Genomic DNA, 21,139 nt, shown 5'->3' with positions numbered 1-21,139 from the left:
TTTCTTGTTGAAACCTTGGCGTTTACGGTCGGGGAAACGGGGCAGAAGAAAACGGGAAGCTGTGCTGATAAAGCAGCTTCCCGTTATCCGTTAATTCACTGAATTCAAAGAAGTCATGCGCTCGGCCACGTTTCCGTCACAGCCTTTCGGGCAGCTTCGAAGTCGACCCGCGCACCCGCCTCGCTCAGTGCCGCGCCGAGTGCGGCGAGCGACGACTCGACCACGCCCCGCTGGGCGTCGACGCCGTAGTGATTGACCCGGATCATCTCCTTGGACAGCGCCCCGCCACCCGCGATCAGCGGCAGCGACGGGTCGGCGGCGAGCGCCTTCGCGACCACCACCGACGCGTCCACCCCCTCGGGGGTGCGCAGCGTGGTGGCGACCGGAGCGGCCTCCCGGGCCGCGTGGACGTACGGCTCAAGACCGCCGCCCAGTGCGATCGCGCCCGCCCGCGCGGCCGTCGCGGCGGCCCGGTGCCTGGCCTCCACCGCGCCCAGCCCCTCCGCCTCGATCCGGTCCAGGCAGGCTTCCAGCGCCAGCATCTCCAGCTGCGCCGGCGCGTGCAGCAGTGCCTTGCGGCCGCCGTCGATCCACCGCTCCTTCCAGTCCAGGAGGGAGAGGTACGAGCGGCGCGGGGCGGCGGGGTTCGCGGCGAACCGCTCCCAGGCCCGCTCGCTCACCGACACCGCCGAGACCCCGGCCGGCCCGCCCATGGCCTTCTGCGCCCCGATCACGCACAGGTCGACGCCCCAGGCGTCGGGCAGCAGCGGCTCGGCGCCCACCGAGGCGACCGCGTCGAGCATGAAGAGGGCGCCGTGGGACCGTACGACCTCACCGATCTCCGCCACCGGGTTGGTGTTGCCGGTCGCGGCCTCCGCGTGCACCAGGGACACGAAGTCGATCTCCGGGTGCTCGTCGAGCGCCCGCGCGATCTGCTCGGCGGTGACCGCCGTGTCGAACGGCACGGTCAGGTCGAAGACGGCCGCCCCGCAGTCGCGCAGCCAGTTGCCGAAGGTCTGCCCGTACGGACCGGTCACCACGTTCAGCGCGGCCGAGCCGGGACGGGCGCCGGAGCGGATGCAGCCTTCGAGGGGCAGCAGCGCCTCGCCCTGCGTGATGACCACGTCCTGCTCGGTGGAGAGCAGCGAGGCGACCCGGCGTTCGATGGCCGCGAAGTGCGCGGCGGTCAGCGGGGCCAGGTCAAGAAGCGGGTGTGTCACGGTGGAGCTCTCTTCGATCTTCGGATGTTCGATCTCTCCCGGCCGAGCGTAACCGGACCCTCGTAGAGTGCTGTGCATGAGTGAGCGCATGGTGCTGCGGGTGAAAGGGCGGGTGCTCGCCGGGCCCGACGACGTACGGGACGAGCTGTGGGCCGTGGACGGCCGGATCACGTACGAACGGCCCCTCGGCGTACGCGACGTGCCCGTCGTCCACGGCTGGGCGCTGCCCGGCCTCGTCGACGCGCACTGCCACGTCGGCCTCGACCGGCACGGTCCGGTCGACGAGGCGACCAGCGAGAAGCAGGCGCTCACCGACCGGGACGCGGGCACGCTGCTGATCCGTGACGCCGGGTCGCCGTCCGACACCCGCTGGATCGACGACCGGGCCGACCTGCCGAAGATCATCAGGGCGGGCCGGCACATCGCCCGTACCCGCCGCTACATCCGCAACTACGCCCACGAGATCGAGCCGGGCGACCTGGTCGCGTACGTCGCCCGGGAGGCGCGGCGCGGCGACGGCTGGGTCAAGCTCGTCGGCGACTGGCTCGACCGCGAGACCGGGGACCTGGGCGCGTGCTGGCCGCGCGGCGAAGTCGAGGCGGCCATCGCCGAGGCGCACCGGCTCGGCGTGCGCGTCACCGCGCACTGCTTCGCCGAGGAGTCGCTGCGCGACCTCGTCGAAGCGGGCATCGACTGCGTCGAGCACGCCACCGGCCTCACCGAGGACACCATCCCGCTCTTCGCCGAGCGGGGCGTCGCGATCGTCCCGACCCTCGTCAACATCGGTACGTTCCCACACCTCGCGGACGGCGGCGAGGCGAAGTTCCCGCGCTGGTCGGCGCACATGCGCGCGCTGCACGCGCGCCGGTACGACACGGTCCGCGCGGCGTACGACGCGGGCATCCCGGTCTTCGTCGGCACGGACGCGGGCGGTTCGCTCGCCCACGGCTTGGTGGCGGACGAGGTCGCGGAGCTGGTCAAGGCGGGCATCCCGCCGATCGAGGCCCTGTCCGCGACGGCGTGGGGCGCGCGGCGCTGGCTCGGACGCCCGGGCCTGGAGGAGGGCGCCCCCGCCGACCTGGTGGTGTACGACGAGGACCCGCGCGCGGACGTACGGGTGCTCGCGGCGCCGAGCCGGATCATCCTGAACGGACGGATCGTCGCGGGCTGACGGGAACGGGCGTGCGCGGCACGTCGGCCGCATTCGAATGCGAGGCCGGAAACCCCACGAAGGAGTGAACTCACCCCGCGTGGCTGACCGTTCACTCCAAGTGCGTAAGTATTCCTGTGTCTCAGCCGCCCCGGCGCTCACGTGTCCCCGTGGAGTGCGCCGGGCGGCGCCGCGTCACTCGTGGGGGTACCACCGCTTTGAACAGCACCTTCTTCAGCATGCCCGCACACCGGTCCACGCGCCGGTCCGCACACCGGCCCGTACGCCGGTCCACGCGCCGTTCGGTGGCCGCCGCCGCGGTCGCCCTGGCCGCCGGCCCCGCCGCACTGCTGCTCGCCGCCCCGGCGCACGCCACCGGTGACGGCGGGGGCACGGCGGGCGCCGCGGTGCTTCGCACCGACCTCGGCGTCTCCCTGCTCAACAAGACCGTCAACGTACCGCTGACCGCCTCGCTCAACGAGGTGAAGGCCCCCGGCAATGCCGAGAAGACCGCGCTCACAGTCCGGCTGGACGGCGTGGAGCAGGACAACCCGGTCAGCGTGCTGCGCGCCGACGTGGCCACCGCGAAGGCGACGGCCGACGCCCACAAGGCCGAGGGGCACGTCAACGTCGCGCACGCCAGGGTCCATGTGCCGGGGCTGCCGCTGCTCTCGCTCGTCGAGGTCGAGAAGGTCACCTCGAAGGCGCTGTGCGAGGCGGGCAAACGGCCGGTGGCGCAGTCGAACGTGCTCGGCGCGGTGACCGTCCTGGGCAGGAAGGTCACCCTGTCGGCCGGAGGACCGACACGGGTCGAGGTGCCGGCGGTCGGCGAGGTGACGCTCGACCTGTCGAAGACGCACACCACCTCCCGCACGGCGGCTGCCACCGCGCTCGAACTCAAGGTGTCGGTGAACCCGCTGAAGCTGAACGTCGCCGAGGTGGACGGCACGGTCACCCTCGCCGCCGCCACGTGCGAGTCCCCGAAGGCGCCGGCGGCGCAGGAGCCGCCGAAGGAGGAACCGAAGGGTGAGCCCACCGCGCCCGCCGCCCCGGACGTGCAGCCCCAGACGGCCGCCGGGCGCAACCTCGCGGAGACGGGCGGCAGTTCGGCCACCCCGTACCTGGCGGGCGGCGCGGCGCTGCTGCTGGCGGCCGGCGGCGGCGCCCTGGCCGTGACGAAGCGCCGCCGCTCACGCGACGGGGCCTGACGGGGGGCGGGGCGGGCCGTGGGGAGGGAGTCCCCCTGCCCGCCCCTGCCCGGAGCGGGGAGAGCCCCTCAGCGCCCCACCAGCGTCAGCGCCTGGTCCAGCGCCTGGAGAAAGCGGCCGGTCGTGACGCGGTCGCGTACGGCCAGGCGCAGCCACCGCGAGTCGAGCCCCGGGAAGGTGTCGCCCCGCCGCACCGCGAAGCCGAGGCCGCGCAGGCGGATCCGTACCTCGTCGGCCCGTTCCATCCGTACGAGGACGAACGGCCCCTCGGCTCCCGCGACCACCCGCACCTCCTCGAACTCCGCCAGCCCGGCCAGCAGATGCGCCCGGTCCGCCGCCACCCGCTGCGCGGCGCGCGTCGCCTCCGCCAGCGCCGCCGGACCGACGCACGCCTCGGCGGCGGTCAGCGCCGGCGACGAGACCGGCCACAGCGGCTGCGCACGCTCCAGCGCGCCGATGATCTGCGGATCGGCCAGGACGTACCCGACGCGCAGGCCCGCGAGGCCCCACGTCTTCGTCAGGCTCCGCAGCACCACGAGGCCCGGCACGTCCGTGCGCCCCGCCAGCGCCTGCGGTTCGCCCGGCACCGCGTCCATGAACGCCTCGTCGACCACCAGCGTCCGCCCGGGACGGGCCAGAGCGGCGACGACGTCCGCCGGGTGCAGGACGGACGTGGGGTTCGTCGGGTTGCCGATCACCACCAGGTCCGCGTCCTCGGGGACGTCGCCCCGGCCGAGCCGGAACCCGTCCTCCTCGCGGAGCAGCACCCGCCCGACGTCGTGCCCCGCGTCCCGCAGCGCCGCCTCCGGCTCCGTGAACTGCGGGTGCACGACGACGGGCCGCCGCACCGCGAGCGCCCGCGCCAGCAGCACGAACGCCTCCGCCGCGCCCGCCGTCAGCAGCACCCGCTCCACCGGCAGCCCGTGCCGCTCGGCGACCGCCGCGCGCGCGGCGCGCCCGTCCGGGTAGGCCGCGAGCGTGTCGAGGGACGCGGCGATCCGGGCCTTGAGCCAGGCCGGGGGAGTGCCGGCCCGCACATTGACCGCGAGGTCGGTGAGACCGCCCTCGCGGACCTCGGCGTCCCCGTGGTGCCGCAGATCGTGGGCAGGGGAGTCCGTGCCGGCCTCAGTGGGCGTGTGCATGGCTGCCGTGGTGGTGATGGTGGTGCCCGTCGTCGTCCGGGTGGAAGTGCGGCTGCTGCGGCGCCCCCACCTTGTCCTCGAAGCCGGGCAGGGCGATCCGGTAGACGCAGGAGTCGCAGTTCATCCGCAGGTCGCCCTTCACGGCCTCCTGGTAGCGCTCCATCACGAGGTCCATCAACTCCTCGGTGGGGCCGATCACATCGGCCGAGGTCACCACCGTGTCGGGGTGCGCCCCGGCCCAGTCCCGCGTCTGCTCCCGCACCCGGTCCGGCAGGATCCCGGTGAAGAGGAAGTACGGCAGGACGACGACGTGCTTCGCCCCGAGCCTGGTGCAGCGGTCGAGTCCGCTCGGCACGTCGGGCGCGGCGAGCGACACGAATGCGGTCTCCACACCCGCGTACCCCCGTCCCTCCCAGAACAGTCGTGCCGCCTTGAACACCTCGGCGTTGGCGTCCGGATCGGTCGAGCCACGCCCCACCAGCAGCACGGTCACCTCGGAGCGGTCCAGGCCGCCGAGCACCTCGTCGACCCGCCGCTCCAGCACGGCCAGCAGACCCGGGTGCGGGCCGAGCGGACGGCCGTAGGTGTACGAGATGCCCGGGTGGCGCTCCTTCTCGCGGGTCAGCGCGGCCGGTATGTCGCCCTTGGCGTGCCCGGCGGAGACCAGCATCAGGGGCACGGCCGCGAAGCGCGAGACGCCCCGCTCGACCAGCGAGGTCACCGCGTCGCCGAGCGGCGGCGGGGACAGCTCGATGAAGCCGCCCGCGACAGGCAGTTCGGGGTGGCGCCGGCCGAGTTCCTCGACGAAGTCGCGGAAGGCTCCGGCTCCTGCTTCGTCGCGGGTGCCGTGACCGGCGATCAGCAGTGCGGGGGGCGTGGTGGTCACGCGTTCTCCTTGGTGAGGGGGGTGGCGGTGGGGCGTGCGAGAGGGGTGTAGAGCAGGGCGTTCAGGGCCGCCGCCGCGACCGCCGAACCGCCCTTCTCCGACACGTTGCTGACCGCCGGCAACCCGCTCTCGCGCAGGGCCGCCTTGGACTCGGCCGCACCGACGAAACCGACGGGCAGCCCGATGACGAGCGCGGGATCGGCGTCCAGGAGCAGCAGCTCCTCCAGCGCGGTGGGCGCGCACCCGATCACCCACAGGGCGCCGGGCCCCACCTGCTCGTACGCCAGCCTGATCGCGTGCGCGCTGCGGGTCAGGTCCGGGCCGGCCTTCGCCTCCTTCAGGCGGCACACGGTCTCGCGCCGGGTGATGCCCGCCGCGACCATCTCCACGTCCACGACGACCGGCGCGCCGGCGTGCAGCGCGGCGTGCGCGGTTTCGAGCGTCCGCTCGTCGCAGACCAGGTCGGTGGCGTACTCCAGGTCCGCCGCCGAGTGGATGACCCGCTCCACGACGGCCCGCGTCAGCGGCGCGAAGTGCGACGTGTCGAGGCGGGCGCGCAGGCGCCGGAACGACTCCTGCTCGATGGGGTGGACGACCCTGCCGCCCGTCCCCGTCCCGGCCGTCTGCGTCGGCTGCGTCGTCATCACGAACCCTCCGTCTGCCAGCGGTAGCCGCGCGGTGTCACCATGCGGCCGGCGATCTCGCGCGCGGCGGTGTTGCCGACCACCACGACGGTCATCATGTCCACGGTCGCCGGGTCGAGCGCGGCGATCGTCGTGAGGCGGCTTGTTCCGTCCGGTCGCGAGGCGTTGCGCACGACCCCGACGGGCGTCGTCGGCTCGCGGTGCTCCGCGAGGATCGACAGCGCCTTGGGGAGCTGCCAGTCGCGGCCCCGGCTGCGCGGGTTGTAGAACGTGACGACGATGTCCGCCTCGGCCGCCGCCCGTACCCGCCGCTCGATGACCTCCCACGGCGTGTGCAGGTCGGACAGGCTGATCGAGACGTGGTCGTGCCCGAGCGGAGCCCCCAGGATCGCGGCGGCGGCCAGCGCCGCCGTCACCCCCGGCACGCCGACGACGTCGATGTCGTCGCTCGCCTCGGCCAGCGCGGGCGACGCCATGGCGTACACCCCCGCGTCGCCCGACCCGATGAGCGCCACCGCGTGCCCGGCGCGTGCCTCGGCGACGGCGGTACGGGCCCGCTCCTCCTCGGCGCCGAGCCCCGACTCCAGCACCCGGGTGCCCGGGCGCAGCAGGTCGCGGATCTGGTCGACGTACTGGTCGAGCCCGACGAGCACCGAGGCGCGCCGGATCTCGTCGCGGGCGCGCGGCGTCAGCAGATCGCGTGCGCCCGGGCCGAGCCCGACGACCGCGAGGCGGCCGCGCGGCTCCTTGCGCACGACGGCGCAGGTGGCCATCGCGACCCGGCCCTCGGGGGCCGACTTCCGCTTCGGGACGAGGAGTTCACCGCCGCCCACGAGCGCCGCCGCCTCCGCGACGGAGGGGGTGCCGACGGCGGCGAGCGGGGCCCCCGAGGGGTTCGGCACGTCGATACGGGCCAGTTCCTCGGCGGCGTACGTCCGCAACGGCACGCCCAGCCGGGCCGCCGCCTCGACGATCCCGGCCTCTTCGGCCTTGGCGTCGACGGTCGCGAGCGCGGCGACGGAACGCACCGAGAGCCCCGCCTCCGCCAGCGTCTCCTCGATCAGCCCGGACACCTCGTCGGCCGGCGCGCCCTTGCTGGCGCCGACGCCGACGACGAGCGACGGCGGCCGCAGCACGACCTCGCGCTCCCCGAGATCGAGCACCCGGTCGCTGACGCGCACCACGGCGGGCGCGTCCGGCGACCGCTTCTCCGCAGCTTCGGCCACGGCCGCCTCGGCGACGACACCGGCCGCGACGGTCGCCGCCATGGCGCCGGGCAGCCCGCCCACCGGCACGGAGGCGATCGCCGCCGCCTCGGCCAGGCTGACGGCGGGCTCCGCGCCGGGCGCCCCTCCACCGGCCGCCGAGGCACCGGGCGCCACGCGTGTCGTCGTCCCCGCCGACGTACCCGCCGGGGCCACGTTCCCCGGCAGCGGCGGCAGCGGCCACACCGCGTCCGCCTCCAGCGTGACGGGGGCGCCGTCCAGGATCGCGCGGGTCACCGCCGCCGTCGCGCCCTCCACGGGCCAGCCCAGGGTGTCCAGGCCGGGTATGCCGGTGGCGTCCGTGGCCGTCGTGACGACCGGGGCACAGCCCAGGACGCCCGACACCGCGAGCGCCAGCGCGTTCGCGCCGCCGCCGTGGCCGCCGACGAGCGACACCGCGTGGCGCTGCGCCTCGTCGACGCACACGACGCCCGGGTCGGACGCCTTGTCCGAGAGGAGGGGGGCGACGAGCCGTACGACCGCGCCCGTGGCGAGGAAGCACACCAGCTGGTCGCATTCCGCGAAGGCGCGCCCGACCGCCTCCCGCACCGGACCGTCGTACACCCGCGTACGACCGGGCCAGGCCGCGGCCAGCCGGTCGCGGGCCACGGCGCCTGCCGCCGTGGCGGAGATGAGGCCGATCACTGAACTGCTCCTTCACTTGCCGGTTCCGCGGGACGGTGGCCCCACAGCAGAAAGACAGGGTTGGCGGCCGCGAGCCGGGTCACGTCCCCGGGCAGCGGCGCGAGGCGCGACGACTGCAGCAGTACGCCCTCGGGCTCGAACCCGGCGGACGCCAGGGCCGCCCGTACCGCCGGCACCCGGTCCAGCGCCGCCAGCGCGACCACGACGGTGCGCCGCGCCCGGCGCGCGCACGCCGCCACGATCGCGGGCAGCTCACGCCCGCCGCCTCCGACGAACACCGCGTCGGGCTCGGGCAGTTGGGACAGCACCGTCGGCGCCGCGCCGTGCACGGTCTGTACGTCGACCCCGTGCGCGGCGGCGTTGGCGCGGATCCGCTCCACGCCGTCGCCGGTCTTCTCGACCGCGATCGCCGCCGCCCCCAGCCGCGCGCACTCCACGGCCATGGACCCCGAACCGGCACCGATGTCCCACACCAGGTCGCCCAGCCGCGGGCCGAGCCGGGCGAGCGCCAGCGCCCGTACCTCGAACTTCGTGATCATCGAGTCGCGGTGCTCGAACGCCGCCTCGGGCAGCGCCCACTGGGCCGGACCGACGCCCCGCCCGGCGACCGTCCGCTGCGTCGGCGCGAGCGCCCGTGACTCGTCCAGGCACACGACGACGCTGACCGCCGCCGGCCAGTCGCGGGCCGCCGCCTCGCCGGGGGACAGACGCTCGACGCTCTCGCCGCCGTCCGCGTCGCCGAGAGCGGACGCGACGACGAGGGTGCGCGCGATGCCGGTACGGGCGAGCGCCGCGCCCAGTTCGGCCGGTCCGGCGCCGGGCCCGGTCAGCACGGCCGTCTTCGGGTGCGCCCGGCAGACGTTGACGGCCGTCCGCAGCTCGCGCCCGTGCGCGCTCACGACCACCGCGTCGTCCCACGGCAGCCCGAGCCGCGCGCAGGCCACGGCGACGGAGGGCGCCCCCGGCCGTACGTCCAGGGCGTGGGCGCCGAACCGCTCCGCCAGTGCCCGTACGATCCCGAAGAACCCCGGATCACCGGAGGCCAGCACCACGACCCCGGCCTCCGTACCCTCCGCCGCCTTGGCCAGGTACTCCGCGACCGCATCCAGCGCGGGCGCCAGCGGCCCCAGCACCACCCGGGCCGCACCGTCGGGCAGCCCGGCGGCGTCCAGGTGCCGACGCCCGCCGACGACGAGCCCGGCGGCGTCGAGCGCCGCACGGGCGTCGGGGCCGAGCGGGACGCCCGTCCCCGTACCGAAAACAGTGATCATGAGCCGGTCTTCCCGGCCCCCGGCCCCGCGGCGGTCACCGCGCCGGACCCCGCACCCGCGCCGGATCCCGCACCCGCCGCGGACTCCGCGCTCACCTCGGCGGACTTCCGTTCCGCGCGCAGCGCCGCCCGCGCGGTGCGGTCCGCGCGGCGGAACCCGTGGAAGTGGCCCGGGTGGTAGAGGTGCGAGCGCGTGCCGGAGGCGGACAGGGCCGGACCGACCAGGAAGAGCGTGTGCTTCCAGAGCTTGTGCTCCTTCACCGTCTCCTCCAGCGTGGCGATGGTGCAGCGCAGCACCAACTCCTCGGGCCAGGTGACCTGGTAGGCGATGACGACCGGGGTGTCCGTCGGGTAGCCGCCCTCCAGCAGCTCCGCCGTCAGCTGCCCGGACCGGGCCGCCGACAGGAAGACGGCCATCGTCGTGCCGTGCCGCGCGAACTCCCGCACCTCCTCGCCGGGCGGCATCGGCGTCTTGCCGCCACCGAGCCGGGTCAGGATCACGGACTGCGCCACCTCGGGGATGGTGAGCTCGCGCTGCGCGATCGCGGCGACCGCCGAGAACGACGAGACTCCCGGCACGATCTCGACGTCAAGACCCAGCTCGTCGCACCGGTCGACCTGCTCCTGCGTGCCGCCCCACAGCGCCGGGTCGCCGGAGTGCACGCGGGCCACCTTCAGTCCGTCCCGCAGCGCCCGCTCGTACACCGCCACCACGTCCTCCAGGGACATCGCTGCGGAGTCCAGGATCTCGGCGCCCTCCCGCGCGTGCTCCAGGATCTCGGCCTGCACGAGGCTCGCCGCCCAGATCACCACGTCGGCGTCGGCGATGGCGCGCGCGGCACGGAACGTCAGCAGGTCGGCGGCGCCGGGGCCGGCGCCCACGAAGGTCACCTTGCCGGTGGGGGCATCGGCCATGAGTGGAGGTCCTCTCGGGATTCAGGGGTGAAGCGGGTGTGAACTCGGATGTGCGGAGCGGGGGGTCAATCGACTAGCAAGAGCACATGGCGGTGTTCGTCGCGCTCGGCGCGTTCCTCATGACGCTCTTCGGTGGCTGGGTGGCGCAGCGCGTCACCGACCGCCGCCACCTCGTGCTGGGCCTGGCCGGCGGGCTGATGCTCGGCGTCGTCGGCCTGGAACTCCTGCCGGAGGCGCTGGAGGCCGCGGGCGGCGAGGTGTTCGGCGTACCGCAGGCCCTTCTGCTGTTCGTCGGCGGCTTCCTGGTGGCCCACCTGGTGGAGCGCCTCCTCGCCGTACGCCGGGCGGCGCACGGCGCGAGCGAGGGGAGAGTCCCCCAGGTCGGACTCACGGCGGCGGGCGCGATGGTCGGGCACAGCCTGATGGACGGCATCGCGATCGGGGCAGCCTTCCAGGTGGACGAGGGCATGGGAACGACCGTGGCGCTCGCCGTCGTCACCCACGACTTCGCCGACGGGTTCAACACGTACACGCTCACCAGCCTGTACGGGAACGCCCGCCGCAAAGCCCTGGCGATGCTGTTCGCGGACGCGGTGGCCCCGGTGGCGGGCGCGGCGTCCACTCTGCTCTTCACCCTTCCGGAGGAACTTCTCGGCAGCTATCTGGGCTTCTTCGGCGGCGCGCTGCTCTACCTCGCGGCCGCCGAGATCCTGCCCGAGGCACACCACACACACCCCGCCCGCTCCACGCTGCTGTGCACCGTTGCGGGGGTGGCGTTCATCTGGCTCGTGGTGGGCATCGCGCACTGATCTCACAACTTGCCCCCGCGGCCGCCCTCGCGCCGCGCGGGCGCGATCAGCGTGGAGAGGTACGGCAGGGACCCGCCCTCCGCCAGCTCGGCGGCGGGCCGGATCGATTCTCCGGGCAGCCCGAGCGCCGAGCCCCACACCGCGTCCTCGGTACGTCCCGTCTCGCGCAGCGCGGTCGCCACCTCACCCGCGAGCCGCCCGAACTTGTACGCCACGACGGTCCCGGGGCCCTCCAGGGCCTCCTTGAGCACAGCGGCCCCGGCCGTCACGGGAACCAGCGTCAACGGCTCGGTCCCCTCCGTCAGTACGGCCCCGCTGCGGGCGGCCAGATCCTGCATGGCGGTGATGCCCGGCACGGTCACGACCTCCGTCCCCGGCACCAGAGCCGCGATCGTCTGCGCGAGATACGTGAACGTCGAGTAGACGTTGGGGTCGCCGATCGTCGCGAACGCCACCGACCCGTGCGCCCGCAGGAGTTCGGCGACCCGCGTACCGGCCGCGTCCCAGGCGGCCTCGCGCCGCGCCCGGTCCTCGCGCTCGTTGAGCGCGAAGACGACCCGGACGACCTTCGCCGCCTCGACGTAGTGCAGCACGGTCGCCTCGGCCCGCCCGCGCTCGCCGCTGTCCATCACCGGTACGACCACAACGGCCGCGTCCCGCAAGGCATTGACGCCCTTCACGGTCACCAGCTCGGGATCACCGGGCCCGACACCGACACCGGTCAGCCTCGTGACCGGGCCGTCCGCGCCCTCCGCGCCGTTCACGCCGTTCAACCCGCTCATCCCGCACACCTCTCGACGAATCTCATGGCCATCCCTGGCTCGGCAGCCCAGTGGGTATGCAGATAACTCGCATGCACACCCAGTTGTACGAACCCCTCGACCCGCCGCTCCGGCAGGTGCATCCCCCACGCGGGAGCCGCGCCCGCCCCGGGCTCGATCACCGTCCGGTGGAACTCGTGCCCGCGCAGCCGGGTCCCGACGGCCGCCAGCGAGCTGTCCGACACGGCGACCGCCTCGCGGTACCCCAGTGTCAGCCGCTGCGACATCCGCGCCTCGGCGTCGAGCACCCCGCACATCGGCTGCCCGTCGAGGGACCGGGAGAGGTACAGCAGCCCGGCACACTCGGCGGCCACGGGGGCGCCCGAGCGGGCCAGTTCGGCGACGGCCGCGCGCAACGGCTCGTTGCCGGACAGCTCCGGGGCGTACACCTCGGGGAACCCGCCGCCGATGACGAGCCCACGCGTCCCCTCGGGCAGACGCGCGTCGCGGAGCGGGTCGAACGGCACGACCTCGGCGCCGGCGGCGGCGAGCAGTTCGCCGTGCTCGGCGTACGAGAACGTGAACGCGGCCCCGGACGCGACGGCGACCACCGGCCGCCCGCTCACCGCGCCCCCGACCCGGGCCGCCGGGTCCCAGGCGTCCGCACCCAGCTCCGGCGCGCCGCGCGCCAGGGCCAGCAGCGCCTGAAGGTCGCAGCCCGCCCGCACCTGCTCCGCCAGCGCCGCGACCGCGTCGACCGCCTCCGACTGCCGCTCGGCGACCGGGACGAGCCCCAGGTGCCGGGAAGGCGTCCGCACCTGACGCTCGCGCCGCAGGGCGCCCAGCACCGGCACGCCCGACGCGTCGAGCGCCTCCCGCAGCAACTCCTCGTGCCGCGCGGACCCCACCTTGTTCAGGATCACGCCGCCGATCCGCACCTCGGGGTCCCAGGACGCGAAACCGTGCACCAGCGCCGCCACCGACCGCGACTGCGACGACGCGTCGACCACCAGCACGACCGGCGCCCGCAGGAGCTTCGCGACCTGAGCGGTGGACGCCAGCTCACCGTGCCCGGAAGCACCGTCGTACATCCCCATCACACCCTCGACGACGGCGAGATCGCACCCGGCCGCGCCGTGCGCGAAGAGCGGCGCGATCAGCTCCGTACCGCAGAGGTACGCGTCGAGGTTGCGGCCGGGGCGGCCGGTGGCCAGCGCGTGGTACCCGGGATCGATGTAGTCCGGCCCCACCTTGTGCGGCGACACGGCGAGTCCGGCCGCCGCGAAGGCAGCCATCAGCCCCGTCGCGACGGTGGTCTTCCCACTGCCCGACGACGGGGCGGCGACGACGAGACGTGCTACCACTCGATGCCCCGCTGCCCCTTCTGACCCGCGTCCATCGGGTGCTTGACCTTGGACATGTCCGTCACCAGATCGGCGGCCTCGACGAGCTTGTCCGGAGCGTTGCGCCCGGTGATCACGACATGCTGGGTCCCGGGCCGGTCCCGCAGCACCTCGACCACCTCGTCGGTGTCCACCCAGCCCCAGTGCATGGGGTACGCGAACTCGTCGAGCACGTACAGCTTGTACGTCTCGGCGGCCAGGTCCCGCTTGACCTGCTCCCACCCCTCGCGCGCCGCCGCCTCGTTGTCGAGCTGCGCGTCGCGCTGGACCCAGGACCAGCCCTCGCCCATCTTGTGCCAGGCGACGGACCCGCCCTCGCCGCTCGCGCCCAGCACCTTCAGCGCGTTCTCCTCGCCGACCTTCCACTTCGCCGACTTGACGAACTGGAACACCCCGATCGGCCACCCCTGGTTCCAGGCGCGCAGCGCGAGCCCGAAGGCGGCGGTCGACTTGCCCTTGCCGATGCCCGTGTGCACGACGACCAGCGGCCGGTTGCGCCGCTGGCGCGTGGTGAGTCCGTCGTCCGGTACGACGCTCGGCTGTCCCTGCGGCATCAGGCCGCCCTCCTGTTGGTTTCCTGTACGTCCTTGACGAGCCCCGCGATGCTGTCGGCCCGCAGTTCGTCGAGCGTGACGGCCGTGCCGCCCAGCTCCCGCGCCAGTTCACCGGCGAGCCCCAGCCGCACCGGTCCGGACTCGCAGTCCACGACCACCGAGGCGACGCCCTCCACCTCGTGCAGCCGGGCCGCGCGCGCCGCCAGCGCCACCGGCTCCGGCCCGCCCGTCGCCCGCCCATCGGTCACGACCACGAGCAACGGCCGCCGCGAGGGGTCCCGCAGCCGCTCCACCCGCAGCACGTCGTGCGCCTTCAGCAGCCCGGCGGACAGCGGCGTACGGCCGCCCGTGGGCAGCGTCTCCAGCCGGACGGCGGCCGCGTCGACGGACGACGTCGGCGGCAGCACCAGCTCGGCGTCCTTGCCCCGGAACGTCACCATCCCGACCTTGTCCCGCCGCTGGTACGCGTCGAGCAGCAGCGACAGCACGGCCCCCTTCACCGCGCTCATCCGCTGCCGGGCGGCCATCGAACCGGACGCGTCCACGACGAACAGCACGAGGTTCCCCTCGCGCCCCTCCCGCGTCGCCTGCCGCAGATCGTCCCGCCGCACCACGAGCCCGCGCCCGCTGCGCCCCCGCGCCCGCTGGTGCGGCGCGGCGGCCTGCACGGTCGCCGCGAGGTGCAGCTTGGTGAGCGCGCCCCGCGGCCGGCGGGCCCCGGTCGTACGGCCGTGCTCGGTACGGGCGCGGGAACGGCGGCCGGCCGCCCCCTCGCCCAGACCCGGCACGCTCAGCGTCTTCGTGCGGAACGGCTCCCCGGCCCGCGCGGCGGCCTGCTCCCCGCCGGACCCCGCGGGCGCCTGCTGCCGTTCTCCGGCCTCGGGCTCGGCCTCACCGGGCTGGTCCCCCTCCGGCGTCTCGGGCGAACCGTCGCCGTCGCCCTGCGGCGGCCGGCCGCCCCCGCCGGGCCCGTCAGGATCAGGATCAGGATCGTCGTCGTCGGACCCGCTGTTCTGCTCCAGCGTGTCGTCCAGCCTGTCCTCGTCCAGCCCCGGCGCGTCGAAGGGGTTGCGCCGCCGCCGGTGCGGCAGCGCGAGCAGCGCGGCCTGCCGTACGTCCTCGGCCAGCACGTCGGTGCGACCCGCCCAGGCCGCCAGCGCGGTCGCCGTACGGGCCATCACGATGTCGGCCCGCATCCCGTCGACCTCGAAGGCCGCGCAGGTGGCCGCGATCTGCCGCAGCGCCCCGTCCCCGAGGCGCACCTCGGGCAGCAGCGCCCGCGCGGCCACGATCCGGGCCCGCAGCGCCGCCTCCTCACCGGCCCACTTCGCGGCGAACCCGGCGGGGTCGTCGTCGTACGCGAGCCTGCGCCGCACGACCTCCACCCGCTGATCGGTGTCCCGGGAGGCGGACACCTCCACCGTCAGCCCGAACCGGTCGAGCAACTGCGGTCGCAGCTCGCCCTCTTCGGGGTTCATGGTCCCGACGAGCAGGAACCGCGCGGCGTGCCGCACGGACACGCCCTCCCGCTCCACGTACGACGCGCCCATCGCGGCGGCGTCCAGCAGCAGGTCGACCAGGTGGTCGTGCAGCAGGTTGACCTCGTCGACGTACAGGATCCCGCGATGGGCGTCGGCCAGCAGACCCGGCTCGAACGCCTTGACGCCCTCGGCCAGCGCCCGCTCGATGTCGAGCGCGCCGACGAGCCGGTCCTCGGAGGCGCCGACGGGCAGTTCGACCGTCCGCGCCGGCCGCGACACTCCGCCCCCGGCCTCGTGCGGCCCGTCCGGGCACGCCGGGTCGGGGGAGCCGGGGTCGCAGGAGAACCTGCACCCGGCGACCACCGCGACCTCGGGCATCAGCGCCGCGAGGGCGCGCACGGCGGTCGACTTGGCGGTGCCCTTCTCGCCCCGCACGAGCACACCGCCGACGGCGGGCGAGACGGCGTTCAGCAGCAGTCCGAGCCGCAGGTCGTCCTGGCCGACGATGGCGGTAAAGGGGTACGGCGTACTCACGAGGAAGCCTCCACTTCAAGCTGGTTCAGGGCACCCGGAACGCACTGCGGCCCGCTCACGCGCCGTCCCCTTCCAGGTCGCCTTCGAGCTCCAGGTACGTGGCCCGCAGCCGCTCCAGCGTGTCCGCGTCCGGCTCGGCCCACAGACCCCGCTCGGCCGCCTCCAGCAGCCGCTCCGTGATGCCGCGCAGAGCCCACGGGTTGGACTTCTTCATGAAGTCCCGGTTCTCCGGGTCGAAGACGTACTCGCTCGACAACTTCTCGTACATCCAGTCGTCGACCACACCCGCCGTCGCGTCGTACCCGAACAGGTAGTCCACCGTGGCCGCCATCTCGAAGGCGCCCTTGTAGCCGTGCCTGCGCATGGCCGCCATCCAGCGCGGGTTGACCACGCGCGCACGGAAGACGCGGTGCGTCTCCTCGCCGAGCGTCCGGGTCTTGACCTGGTCGGGCGTCGCGCTGTCGCCCACGTACGCCTCGGGGGACTCGCCCGTCAGGTGCCGCACCATGGCGACCATGCCGCCGTGGTACTGGAAGTAGTCGTCCGCGTCGACCAGGTCGTGCTCGCGGGTGTCGACGTTCTTCGCGGCCACCGCGATCCGGCGGAACGCCGTCTCCATGTCGCCGCGCGCGGCCCTGCCCTCCAGGCCGCGCCCGTACGCGTAGCCGCCCCACACCGCGTACACCTCGGCCAGGTCCGCGTCCGAGCGCCAGTTGCGCGCGTCGATCAGCGGCAGCAGACCGGCGCCGTAGGCACCCGGCTTCGAGCCGAAGATGCGGGCCGTCGCGCGCCGCCGGTCGCCGTGCTCGGCGGTGTCCTCGTCGGCGTGCGCCCGCACGAAGTTGCGGTCGGCGGGCTCGTCCAGCTCGGCCACGGCCCGTACCGCGTCGTCGATCAGCCCCACCACGTGCGGGAACGCGTCCCGGAAGAACCCGGAGATGCGCACGGTCACGTCGATGCGCGGCCGTCCCAGCTCGTCCAGCGGCACGATCTCGAAGCCCGTGACCCGGCGCGACGCGTCGTCCCACACCGGACGGCAGCCCAGCAGCGCCAGGATCTCCGCGATGTCGTCGCCCTGGGTGCGCATCGCGGACGTGCCCCAGACGGTCAGGCCGACCGACTTCGGGTAGTCGCCGGTGTCCGTCAGGTACCGGGCCACCAGCGAGTCGGCGAGCGCCTGCCCGACCTCCCACGACAGCCGCGACGGGATCGCCTTGGGGTCGACGGAGTAGAAGTTGCGCCCGGTCGGCAGGACGTTGACCAGGCCGCGCGTCGGCGACCCCGAAGGCCCGGCTGGTACGTAACCGCCGTCCAGCGCGTGCAGGATGTTGCCGATCTCGTCCGTCGTACGGGCCAGCCTCGGCACGACCTCGTCGCACGCGAACCGCAGCACGGCCACCGCGTCCGGCAGCTCGACGCCCAGGACCTCGGTCACCAGACCGGCCGCCTCGGCCGTGTCCCAGCGCCGCTCCTCCATGCCCTCCGCGAGCCGCCGGCCCAGCTGCTCCAGCAGGTCGATCGCGTCCGCGCCGGTACGGGCCGGACCGTCGACCAGCGCCGTCAGCCCGTCCGCCACCTTCACCGGTGCGCCCGGCTCGCCCAGCAGCTCCTTCTCGACCAGCCCGAAGTGCTCGGCCAGGCAGGCGCGAAGCCCCGGCAGGGCGTTGGCCTTACCGCCCCACACCTGCGAGGCGCGCAGCACGGCCAGAACCAGGTTCACCCGCGCCTCGGCCTCCGGACCGCCGCCCAGGATGTGCAGCCCGTCGCGGATCTGCACGTCCTTGATCTCGCACAGGTAGCCGTCGATGTGCATGACGAACTCGTCGAAGTCGTCGTCGTCCGGCTGCTCGTCGAGATGCAGGTCGTGGTGGAGCTGCGCCGCGGTCACCAGCGTCCAGATCTGCGCCCGTACGGCGGGCGCCTTCGCCGGGTCGAGGTCGCTCACCAGCGCGTACTCGTCCAGCAGTTGCTCCAGCTTCGCCAGGTCGCCGTACGTGTCCGCACGCGCCATCGGCGGCACCAGGTGGTCCACGACCGTGGCGTGCCCGCGCCGCTTGGCCTGCGTGCCCTCACCGGGGTCGTTGACGATGAACGGGTAGATCAGCGGCAGCTCGCCCAGTACGGCGTCCGGCCCGCAGCCCGCCGACAGGCCGAGACCCTTGCCCGGCAGCCACTCCATCGTGCCGTGCTTGCCCATGTGCACGATCGCGTCCGCGCCGAAGCTGTTCTCCAGCCAGCGGTACGCCGCCATGTAGTGGTGCGACGGCGGCATGTCCGGGTCGTGGTAGATCGCGATCGGGTTCTCCCCGAAGCCGCGCGGTGGCTGGATCATGACGACGACGTTGCCGAACTGGAGCGACGCCAGCACGATCTCGTCCCCGTCGACGTACAGCTGACCGGGCGCCTCGCCCCAGTGCTCCAGCATGCCGTCGCGCAGTTCCGGCTCCAGCTTGTCGAACCAAGCCTGGTAGTCCGCGAGCGGTACGCGCGCGGGCGCCGCCGCCAGCTGCTCCTCGGTCAGCCACTCCACGTCGTGGCCACCGGCGTTGATGAGCCGGTGGATGAGCTCGTCGCCGTTGTCGGGATGGCTCTCCACGCCGTAGCCCGCGTCGCGCAGGGCGTCGAGCACCCGGATCGCGGAGGCGGGGGTGTCGAGGCCCACCGCGTTGCCGACGCGCGAGTGCTTCGTCGGGTACGCCGTGAAGACGAGCGCGAGGCGCTTGTCCTTGTTCGGCTTGTGCGCCAGCCGGGCGTGCCGTACGGCGATACCGGCCACCCGCGAGGCGCGCTCGGGATCGGCGACGTACACCGGGACGTCGCCCTCGCCCTGCTCCTTGAAGGAGAACGGGACGGTGATCAGCCGCCCGTCGAACTCGGGGATGGCGACCTGCATCGCCGCGTCCATCGGCGACAGCGCCGCGTCGGACGCCTCCCAGGTGGCGCGCGACGACGTGAGGCACAGCCCCTGCAGCACGGGTACGTCGAGGTCAGCGAGCGCCCCGATGTCCCACGCCTCGTCGTCCCCGCCCGCCGAGGCGTCGCTCGCGCGCGTGCCGCCCGCCGCGAGGACCGTGGCGATCAGCGCGTCGGCCTTGCCCAGCTCCCGGTACAGCTCGGGGTCGGCGCTGCGCAGCGAACCGCAGTACACGGGAAGGGCGTTGGCGCCCTGCGCTTCGATCCGCTCGCACAGTACGTCGACGAAGGACGTGTTCCCGGACAGCTCGTGGGCGCGGTAGAAGAGCACGCCGACCGTCGGGCGGTCCGCGTCGTACGCGCGCGTGCCGTGGACGCCCCACTCGGGCATCTTCTGCGGCTCCGCGAATCCCACACCCGTGAGCAGCACGGTGTCGGACAGGAACCTGGCCAGCTCGACGAGGTTCCCCGGCCCGCCCTCGACGAGGTAGCGCAGTGCCTCCGCGACGACACCGGCCGGTACGGACGACTCGGCCATCAGCTCCGCGTCGGGCACGGTCTCGCCGCCCAGCAGGACGGTCGGTATCCCGGACGCCTTCAGGACGGCGAGCCCGTCCTCCCAGGCGCGCTTGCCGCCGAGCAGCCGCACGACGGCGACGGACGCGCCCTCGATCAGCGCCGGCAGCCCGGTCGCCGCGTCGATACGGGTCGGGTTGCCGATCCGGTACGGGGCGCCGGAGGCGCGGGCCGCCAGCAGGTCGGTGTCGGCGGTGGACAGCAACAGCACGGTGTGCTCGGTGCTCTCGGTGTTCTCAGGGGGCTCAGTGCTCATGCGGGCGCTCCAGGTGCGATGAAGGGAAGTCCTGAGGGCGCGCCCGACTCGATGAGCCGCAGCAGCGCGTCCGTGTCCGCGTGTTCTTCGATCAGGTCGCCGAGGCGGTCGAGCTGCTCCTCGCGCAGCGCCTCGAACGAGGTGTCCGGCGCCGGTACGAAGCGGCGGCCCGCGGCGGCGGCCACCTCGCGCAGGAAGGCGCGCCGGAACGCGTCGCTCTCCAGCGAACCGTGCCAGTGGGTGCCCCAGACGGAACCGGCCCGGCAGCCGTCCAGAAAGGGATCGCCGCCCAGCACTTCGGCGACCCCGTGGTGGATCTCGTACCCCGCCACGGGCTCGCCCAGAGCGGTCCCGACGGGCCGCGCCAGCGTCTTCTCCACGGCGAACCGCACGCGCACCGGCAGCAGCCCGAGCCCGTCCACGGTCCCGGCCTTCGACTCGACGTCGTCCTCGACGCGTTCGCCCAGCAGCTGGAAGCCGCCGCAGATGCCGAGCACGGGACGGCCTTCCGCCGCCCGCCGCGCCAGCGCGGCGGCGAGCCCCCGCTCGCGCAGCCACTCCAGGGCCTTCACGGTCCCGCGCGTGCCCGGCACGATGACGAGATCGGCGTCCACGAGCTCCTCGGCCCGGTCCACGAACCGCACGACCACGCCCGGTTCGGCGGCCAGCGCGTCCACGTCCGTGAAGTTGGACATCAGCGGCACCGCGCACACGGCGACCCGCAGCACGTCCTGCCCGACCGGCGGCGCGACGACCGACTCCCGTACGGCGCCCCGCAGCGACACCCGCAGCCCGTCCTCCTCGTCGATGCCCAGACCGTGTGCGAAGGGCAGCACCCCGTACGTGCGACGGCCCGTCAGCCCCTCCAGCATGTCGAGCCCGGGTTCGAGCAGCGAGACGTCGCCGCGGAACTTGTTGACCAGGTAGCCGGCCACCAACTCCTGGTCCTCCCGGCTCAGCAGCGCGGTCGTACCGAAGAAGGACGCGAAGACCCCGCCCCGGTCGATGTCGCCGACGACGACCACCGGGAAGCGGGCGGCCCGCGCGATGCCCATGTTCACGATGTCGGTACGCCGCAGATTGATCTCGGCCGGACTGCCCGCCCCCTCACAGATCACGGCGTCATACGTGCCCCGCAACTCCCGCAGACAGTCCGTCACGGTCCCGAGCAGAGCCTCCTGACGCCCACCGTGGTAGCCGCGCGCACTCATCTCGCCCACCGGCCTGCCCATCAGCACCACCTGGCTGCTGCGGTCACTGCCCGGCTTGAGCAGCACGGGATTCATCAGCGCCGTCGGCTCCACCCGCGCCGCCTGCGCCTGCATGGCCTGCGCCCGTCCGATCTCCGCGCCCTCGCGCGTCACGAACGAGTTCAGCGACATGTTCTGCGCCTTGAACGGCGCGACCTTCACTCCCCGGCGCACCAGCCACCGGCAGATCCCGGCCGTCACCACACTCTTGCCCGCGTCGGACGTGGTCCCCGCGACGAGCAGACCGCCTCCCAGTG

The 21,139-nt window shown here is 74.0% G+C and carries 15 protein-coding genes and 1 pseudogene; 3 read left to right on the top strand and 13 right to left on the bottom strand.

What is annotated here, in order from left to right:
• Positions 1-113: 113 nt before the first annotated feature.
• Complete coding sequence (locus tag IE185_RS00400) at positions 114-1,220, bottom strand: pyridoxal-phosphate-dependent aminotransferase family protein (protein WP_138898553.1); 1,107 nt, start codon at positions 1,218-1,220, stop codon at positions 114-116.
• Between the two features lie 76 nt (positions 1,221-1,296).
• On the opposite strand from IE185_RS00400, the gene IE185_RS00395 reads away from it, so the two are divergent.
• Together IE185_RS00395 and IE185_RS00390 are read left to right on the top strand one after the other, a co-directional pair.
• Positions 1,297-2,391 (top strand): amidohydrolase family protein, encoded by a 1,095-nt coding sequence (locus IE185_RS00395; protein ID WP_138898552.1) that lies wholly within the window; start codon positions 1,297-1,299, stop codon positions 2,389-2,391.
• 197 nt (positions 2,392-2,588) lie between these two features.
• Positions 2,589-3,578, top strand: a complete 990-nt coding sequence (locus IE185_RS00390) for an SCO1860 family LAETG-anchored protein (protein WP_373303670.1) — start codon at positions 2,589-2,591, stop codon at positions 3,576-3,578.
• Positions 3,579-3,646: 68 nt separating this feature from the next.
• Here IE185_RS00390 and cobC read toward each other — a convergent pair whose 3' ends face one another.
• The 6 genes and pseudogenes from cobC to cobM form a co-directional block, all read right to left on the bottom strand.
• Entirely contained in the window at positions 3,647-4,720 is a 1,074-nt protein-coding gene (gene cobC / locus IE185_RS00385; RefSeq protein WP_138899376.1) for an Rv2231c family histidinol phosphate aminotransferase CobC, read from the bottom strand.
• Entirely contained in the window at positions 4,704-5,606 is a 903-nt protein-coding gene (locus IE185_RS00380) for a sirohydrochlorin chelatase (protein ID WP_138899377.1), read from the bottom strand. The genes cobC and IE185_RS00380 overlap by 17 nt, the downstream gene beginning before the upstream one ends.
• The gene (locus tag IE185_RS00375) at positions 5,603-6,250 is read right to left on the bottom strand and encodes a precorrin-8X methylmutase (protein ID WP_189714371.1); all 648 of its coding nucleotides are present in this window, start codon (positions 6,248-6,250) and stop codon (positions 5,603-5,605) included. The genes IE185_RS00380 and IE185_RS00375 overlap by 4 nt, the downstream gene beginning before the upstream one ends.
• Positions 6,250-8,160: a precorrin-3B C(17)-methyltransferase gene (cobJ, locus tag IE185_RS00370; protein ID WP_138897080.1), complete on the bottom strand. Its 1,911-nt coding sequence runs from the start codon at positions 8,158-8,160 to the stop codon at positions 6,250-6,252. Before cobJ ends, IE185_RS00375 begins: the two co-directional genes overlap by 1 nt.
• Complete coding sequence (gene cbiE / locus IE185_RS00365) at positions 8,157-9,431, bottom strand: precorrin-6y C5,15-methyltransferase (decarboxylating) subunit CbiE (protein ID WP_138897081.1); 1,275 nt, start codon at positions 9,429-9,431, stop codon at positions 8,157-8,159. The genes cobJ and cbiE overlap by 4 nt, the downstream gene beginning before the upstream one ends.
• Before the next feature lie 101 nt (positions 9,432-9,532).
• Positions 9,533-10,345: pseudogene (gene cobM, locus IE185_RS00360) on the bottom strand (precorrin-4 C(11)-methyltransferase); the annotation flags it as partial.
• A gap of 86 nt (positions 10,346-10,431) precedes the next feature.
• Between cobM and IE185_RS00355 the strand changes: the two are divergent.
• The gene (locus tag IE185_RS00355) at positions 10,432-11,154 is read left to right on the top strand and encodes a ZIP family metal transporter (RefSeq protein ID WP_138897082.1); all 723 of its coding nucleotides are present in this window, start codon (positions 10,432-10,434) and stop codon (positions 11,152-11,154) included.
• A gap of 2 nt (positions 11,155-11,156) precedes the next feature.
• On the opposite strand, the gene cobI is transcribed toward IE185_RS00355, so the two are convergent.
• Genes cobI through IE185_RS00325 form a run of 6 tightly spaced genes read right to left on the bottom strand, consistent with a single transcriptional unit; the run spans position 11,157 to position 21,137 of the window.
• Entirely contained in the window at positions 11,157-11,936 is a 780-nt protein-coding gene (gene cobI, locus IE185_RS00350; RefSeq protein ID WP_138897083.1) for a precorrin-2 C(20)-methyltransferase, read from the bottom strand.
• Positions 11,933-13,279, bottom strand: coding sequence for a cobyrinic acid a,c-diamide synthase CobB (locus IE185_RS00345; RefSeq protein WP_138897084.1), 1,347 nt, complete (start codon positions 13,277-13,279; stop codon positions 11,933-11,935). Before IE185_RS00345 ends, cobI begins: the two co-directional genes overlap by 4 nt.
• Positions 13,273-13,872: a cob(I)yrinic acid a,c-diamide adenosyltransferase gene (gene cobO / locus IE185_RS00340; RefSeq protein WP_138897085.1), complete on the bottom strand. Its 600-nt coding sequence runs from the start codon at positions 13,870-13,872 to the stop codon at positions 13,273-13,275. Before cobO ends, IE185_RS00345 begins: the two co-directional genes overlap by 7 nt.
• Positions 13,872-15,887 carry a putative cobaltochelatase gene (locus IE185_RS00335; RefSeq protein WP_189714369.1) on the bottom strand — a complete coding sequence of 672 codons (2,016 nt, stop codon included), beginning with the start codon at positions 15,885-15,887 and terminating at the stop codon, positions 13,872-13,874. The genes cobO and IE185_RS00335 overlap by 1 nt, the downstream gene beginning before the upstream one ends.
• Positions 15,888-15,942: 55 nt before the next feature.
• Positions 15,943-19,632, bottom strand: a complete 3,690-nt coding sequence (gene cobN, locus IE185_RS00330; RefSeq protein WP_138897487.1) for a cobaltochelatase subunit CobN — start codon at positions 19,630-19,632, stop codon at positions 15,943-15,945.
• A complete protein-coding gene (locus IE185_RS00325) occupies positions 19,629-21,137 on the bottom strand; it encodes a cobyric acid synthase (RefSeq protein ID WP_138897489.1) in 1,509 nt (502 codons plus the stop codon). Before IE185_RS00325 ends, cobN begins: the two co-directional genes overlap by 4 nt.
• Positions 21,138-21,139 lie beyond the last annotated feature (2 nt).

This window comes from Streptomyces chryseus, assembly GCF_014650755.1.
Classification (GTDB): Bacteria; Actinomycetota; Actinomycetes; order Streptomycetales; family Streptomycetaceae; genus Streptomyces; species Streptomyces chryseus.
The sequence above is the reverse complement of the archived record's forward strand: the minus strand, read 5'-3'. Positions and strand labels throughout refer to the sequence as shown.

Bases quoted from the DNA above. Each gene is read 5' to 3' on its own strand.
- IE185_RS00355 (WP_138897082.1), top strand. From the start codon at position 10,432: ATGGCGGTGTTCGTCGCGCTCGGCGCGTTCCTCATGACGCTCTTCGGT.
- IE185_RS00395 (WP_138898552.1), top strand. From the start codon at position 1,297: ATGAGTGAGCGCATGGTGCTGCGGGTGAAAGGGCGGGTGCTCGCCGGG.
- cobC (WP_138899376.1), bottom strand. From the start codon at position 4,720: ATGCACACGCCCACTGAGGCCGGCACGGACTCCCCTGCCCACGATCTG.
- cobI (WP_138897083.1), bottom strand. From the start codon at position 11,936: ATGAGCGGGTTGAACGGCGTGAACGGCGCGGAGGGCGCGGACGGCCCG.
- cobO (WP_138897085.1), bottom strand. From the start codon at position 13,872: ATGCCGCAGGGACAGCCGAGCGTCGTACCGGACGACGGACTCACCACG.
- cobN (WP_138897487.1), bottom strand. From the start codon at position 19,632: ATGAGCACTGAGCCCCCTGAGAACACCGAGAGCACCGAGCACACCGTG.
- IE185_RS00375 (WP_189714371.1), bottom strand. From the start codon at position 6,250: ATGACGACGCAGCCGACGCAGACGGCCGGGACGGGGACGGGCGGCAGG.
- cbiE (WP_138897081.1), bottom strand. From the start codon at position 9,431: ATGATCACTGTTTTCGGTACGGGGACGGGCGTCCCGCTCGGCCCCGAC.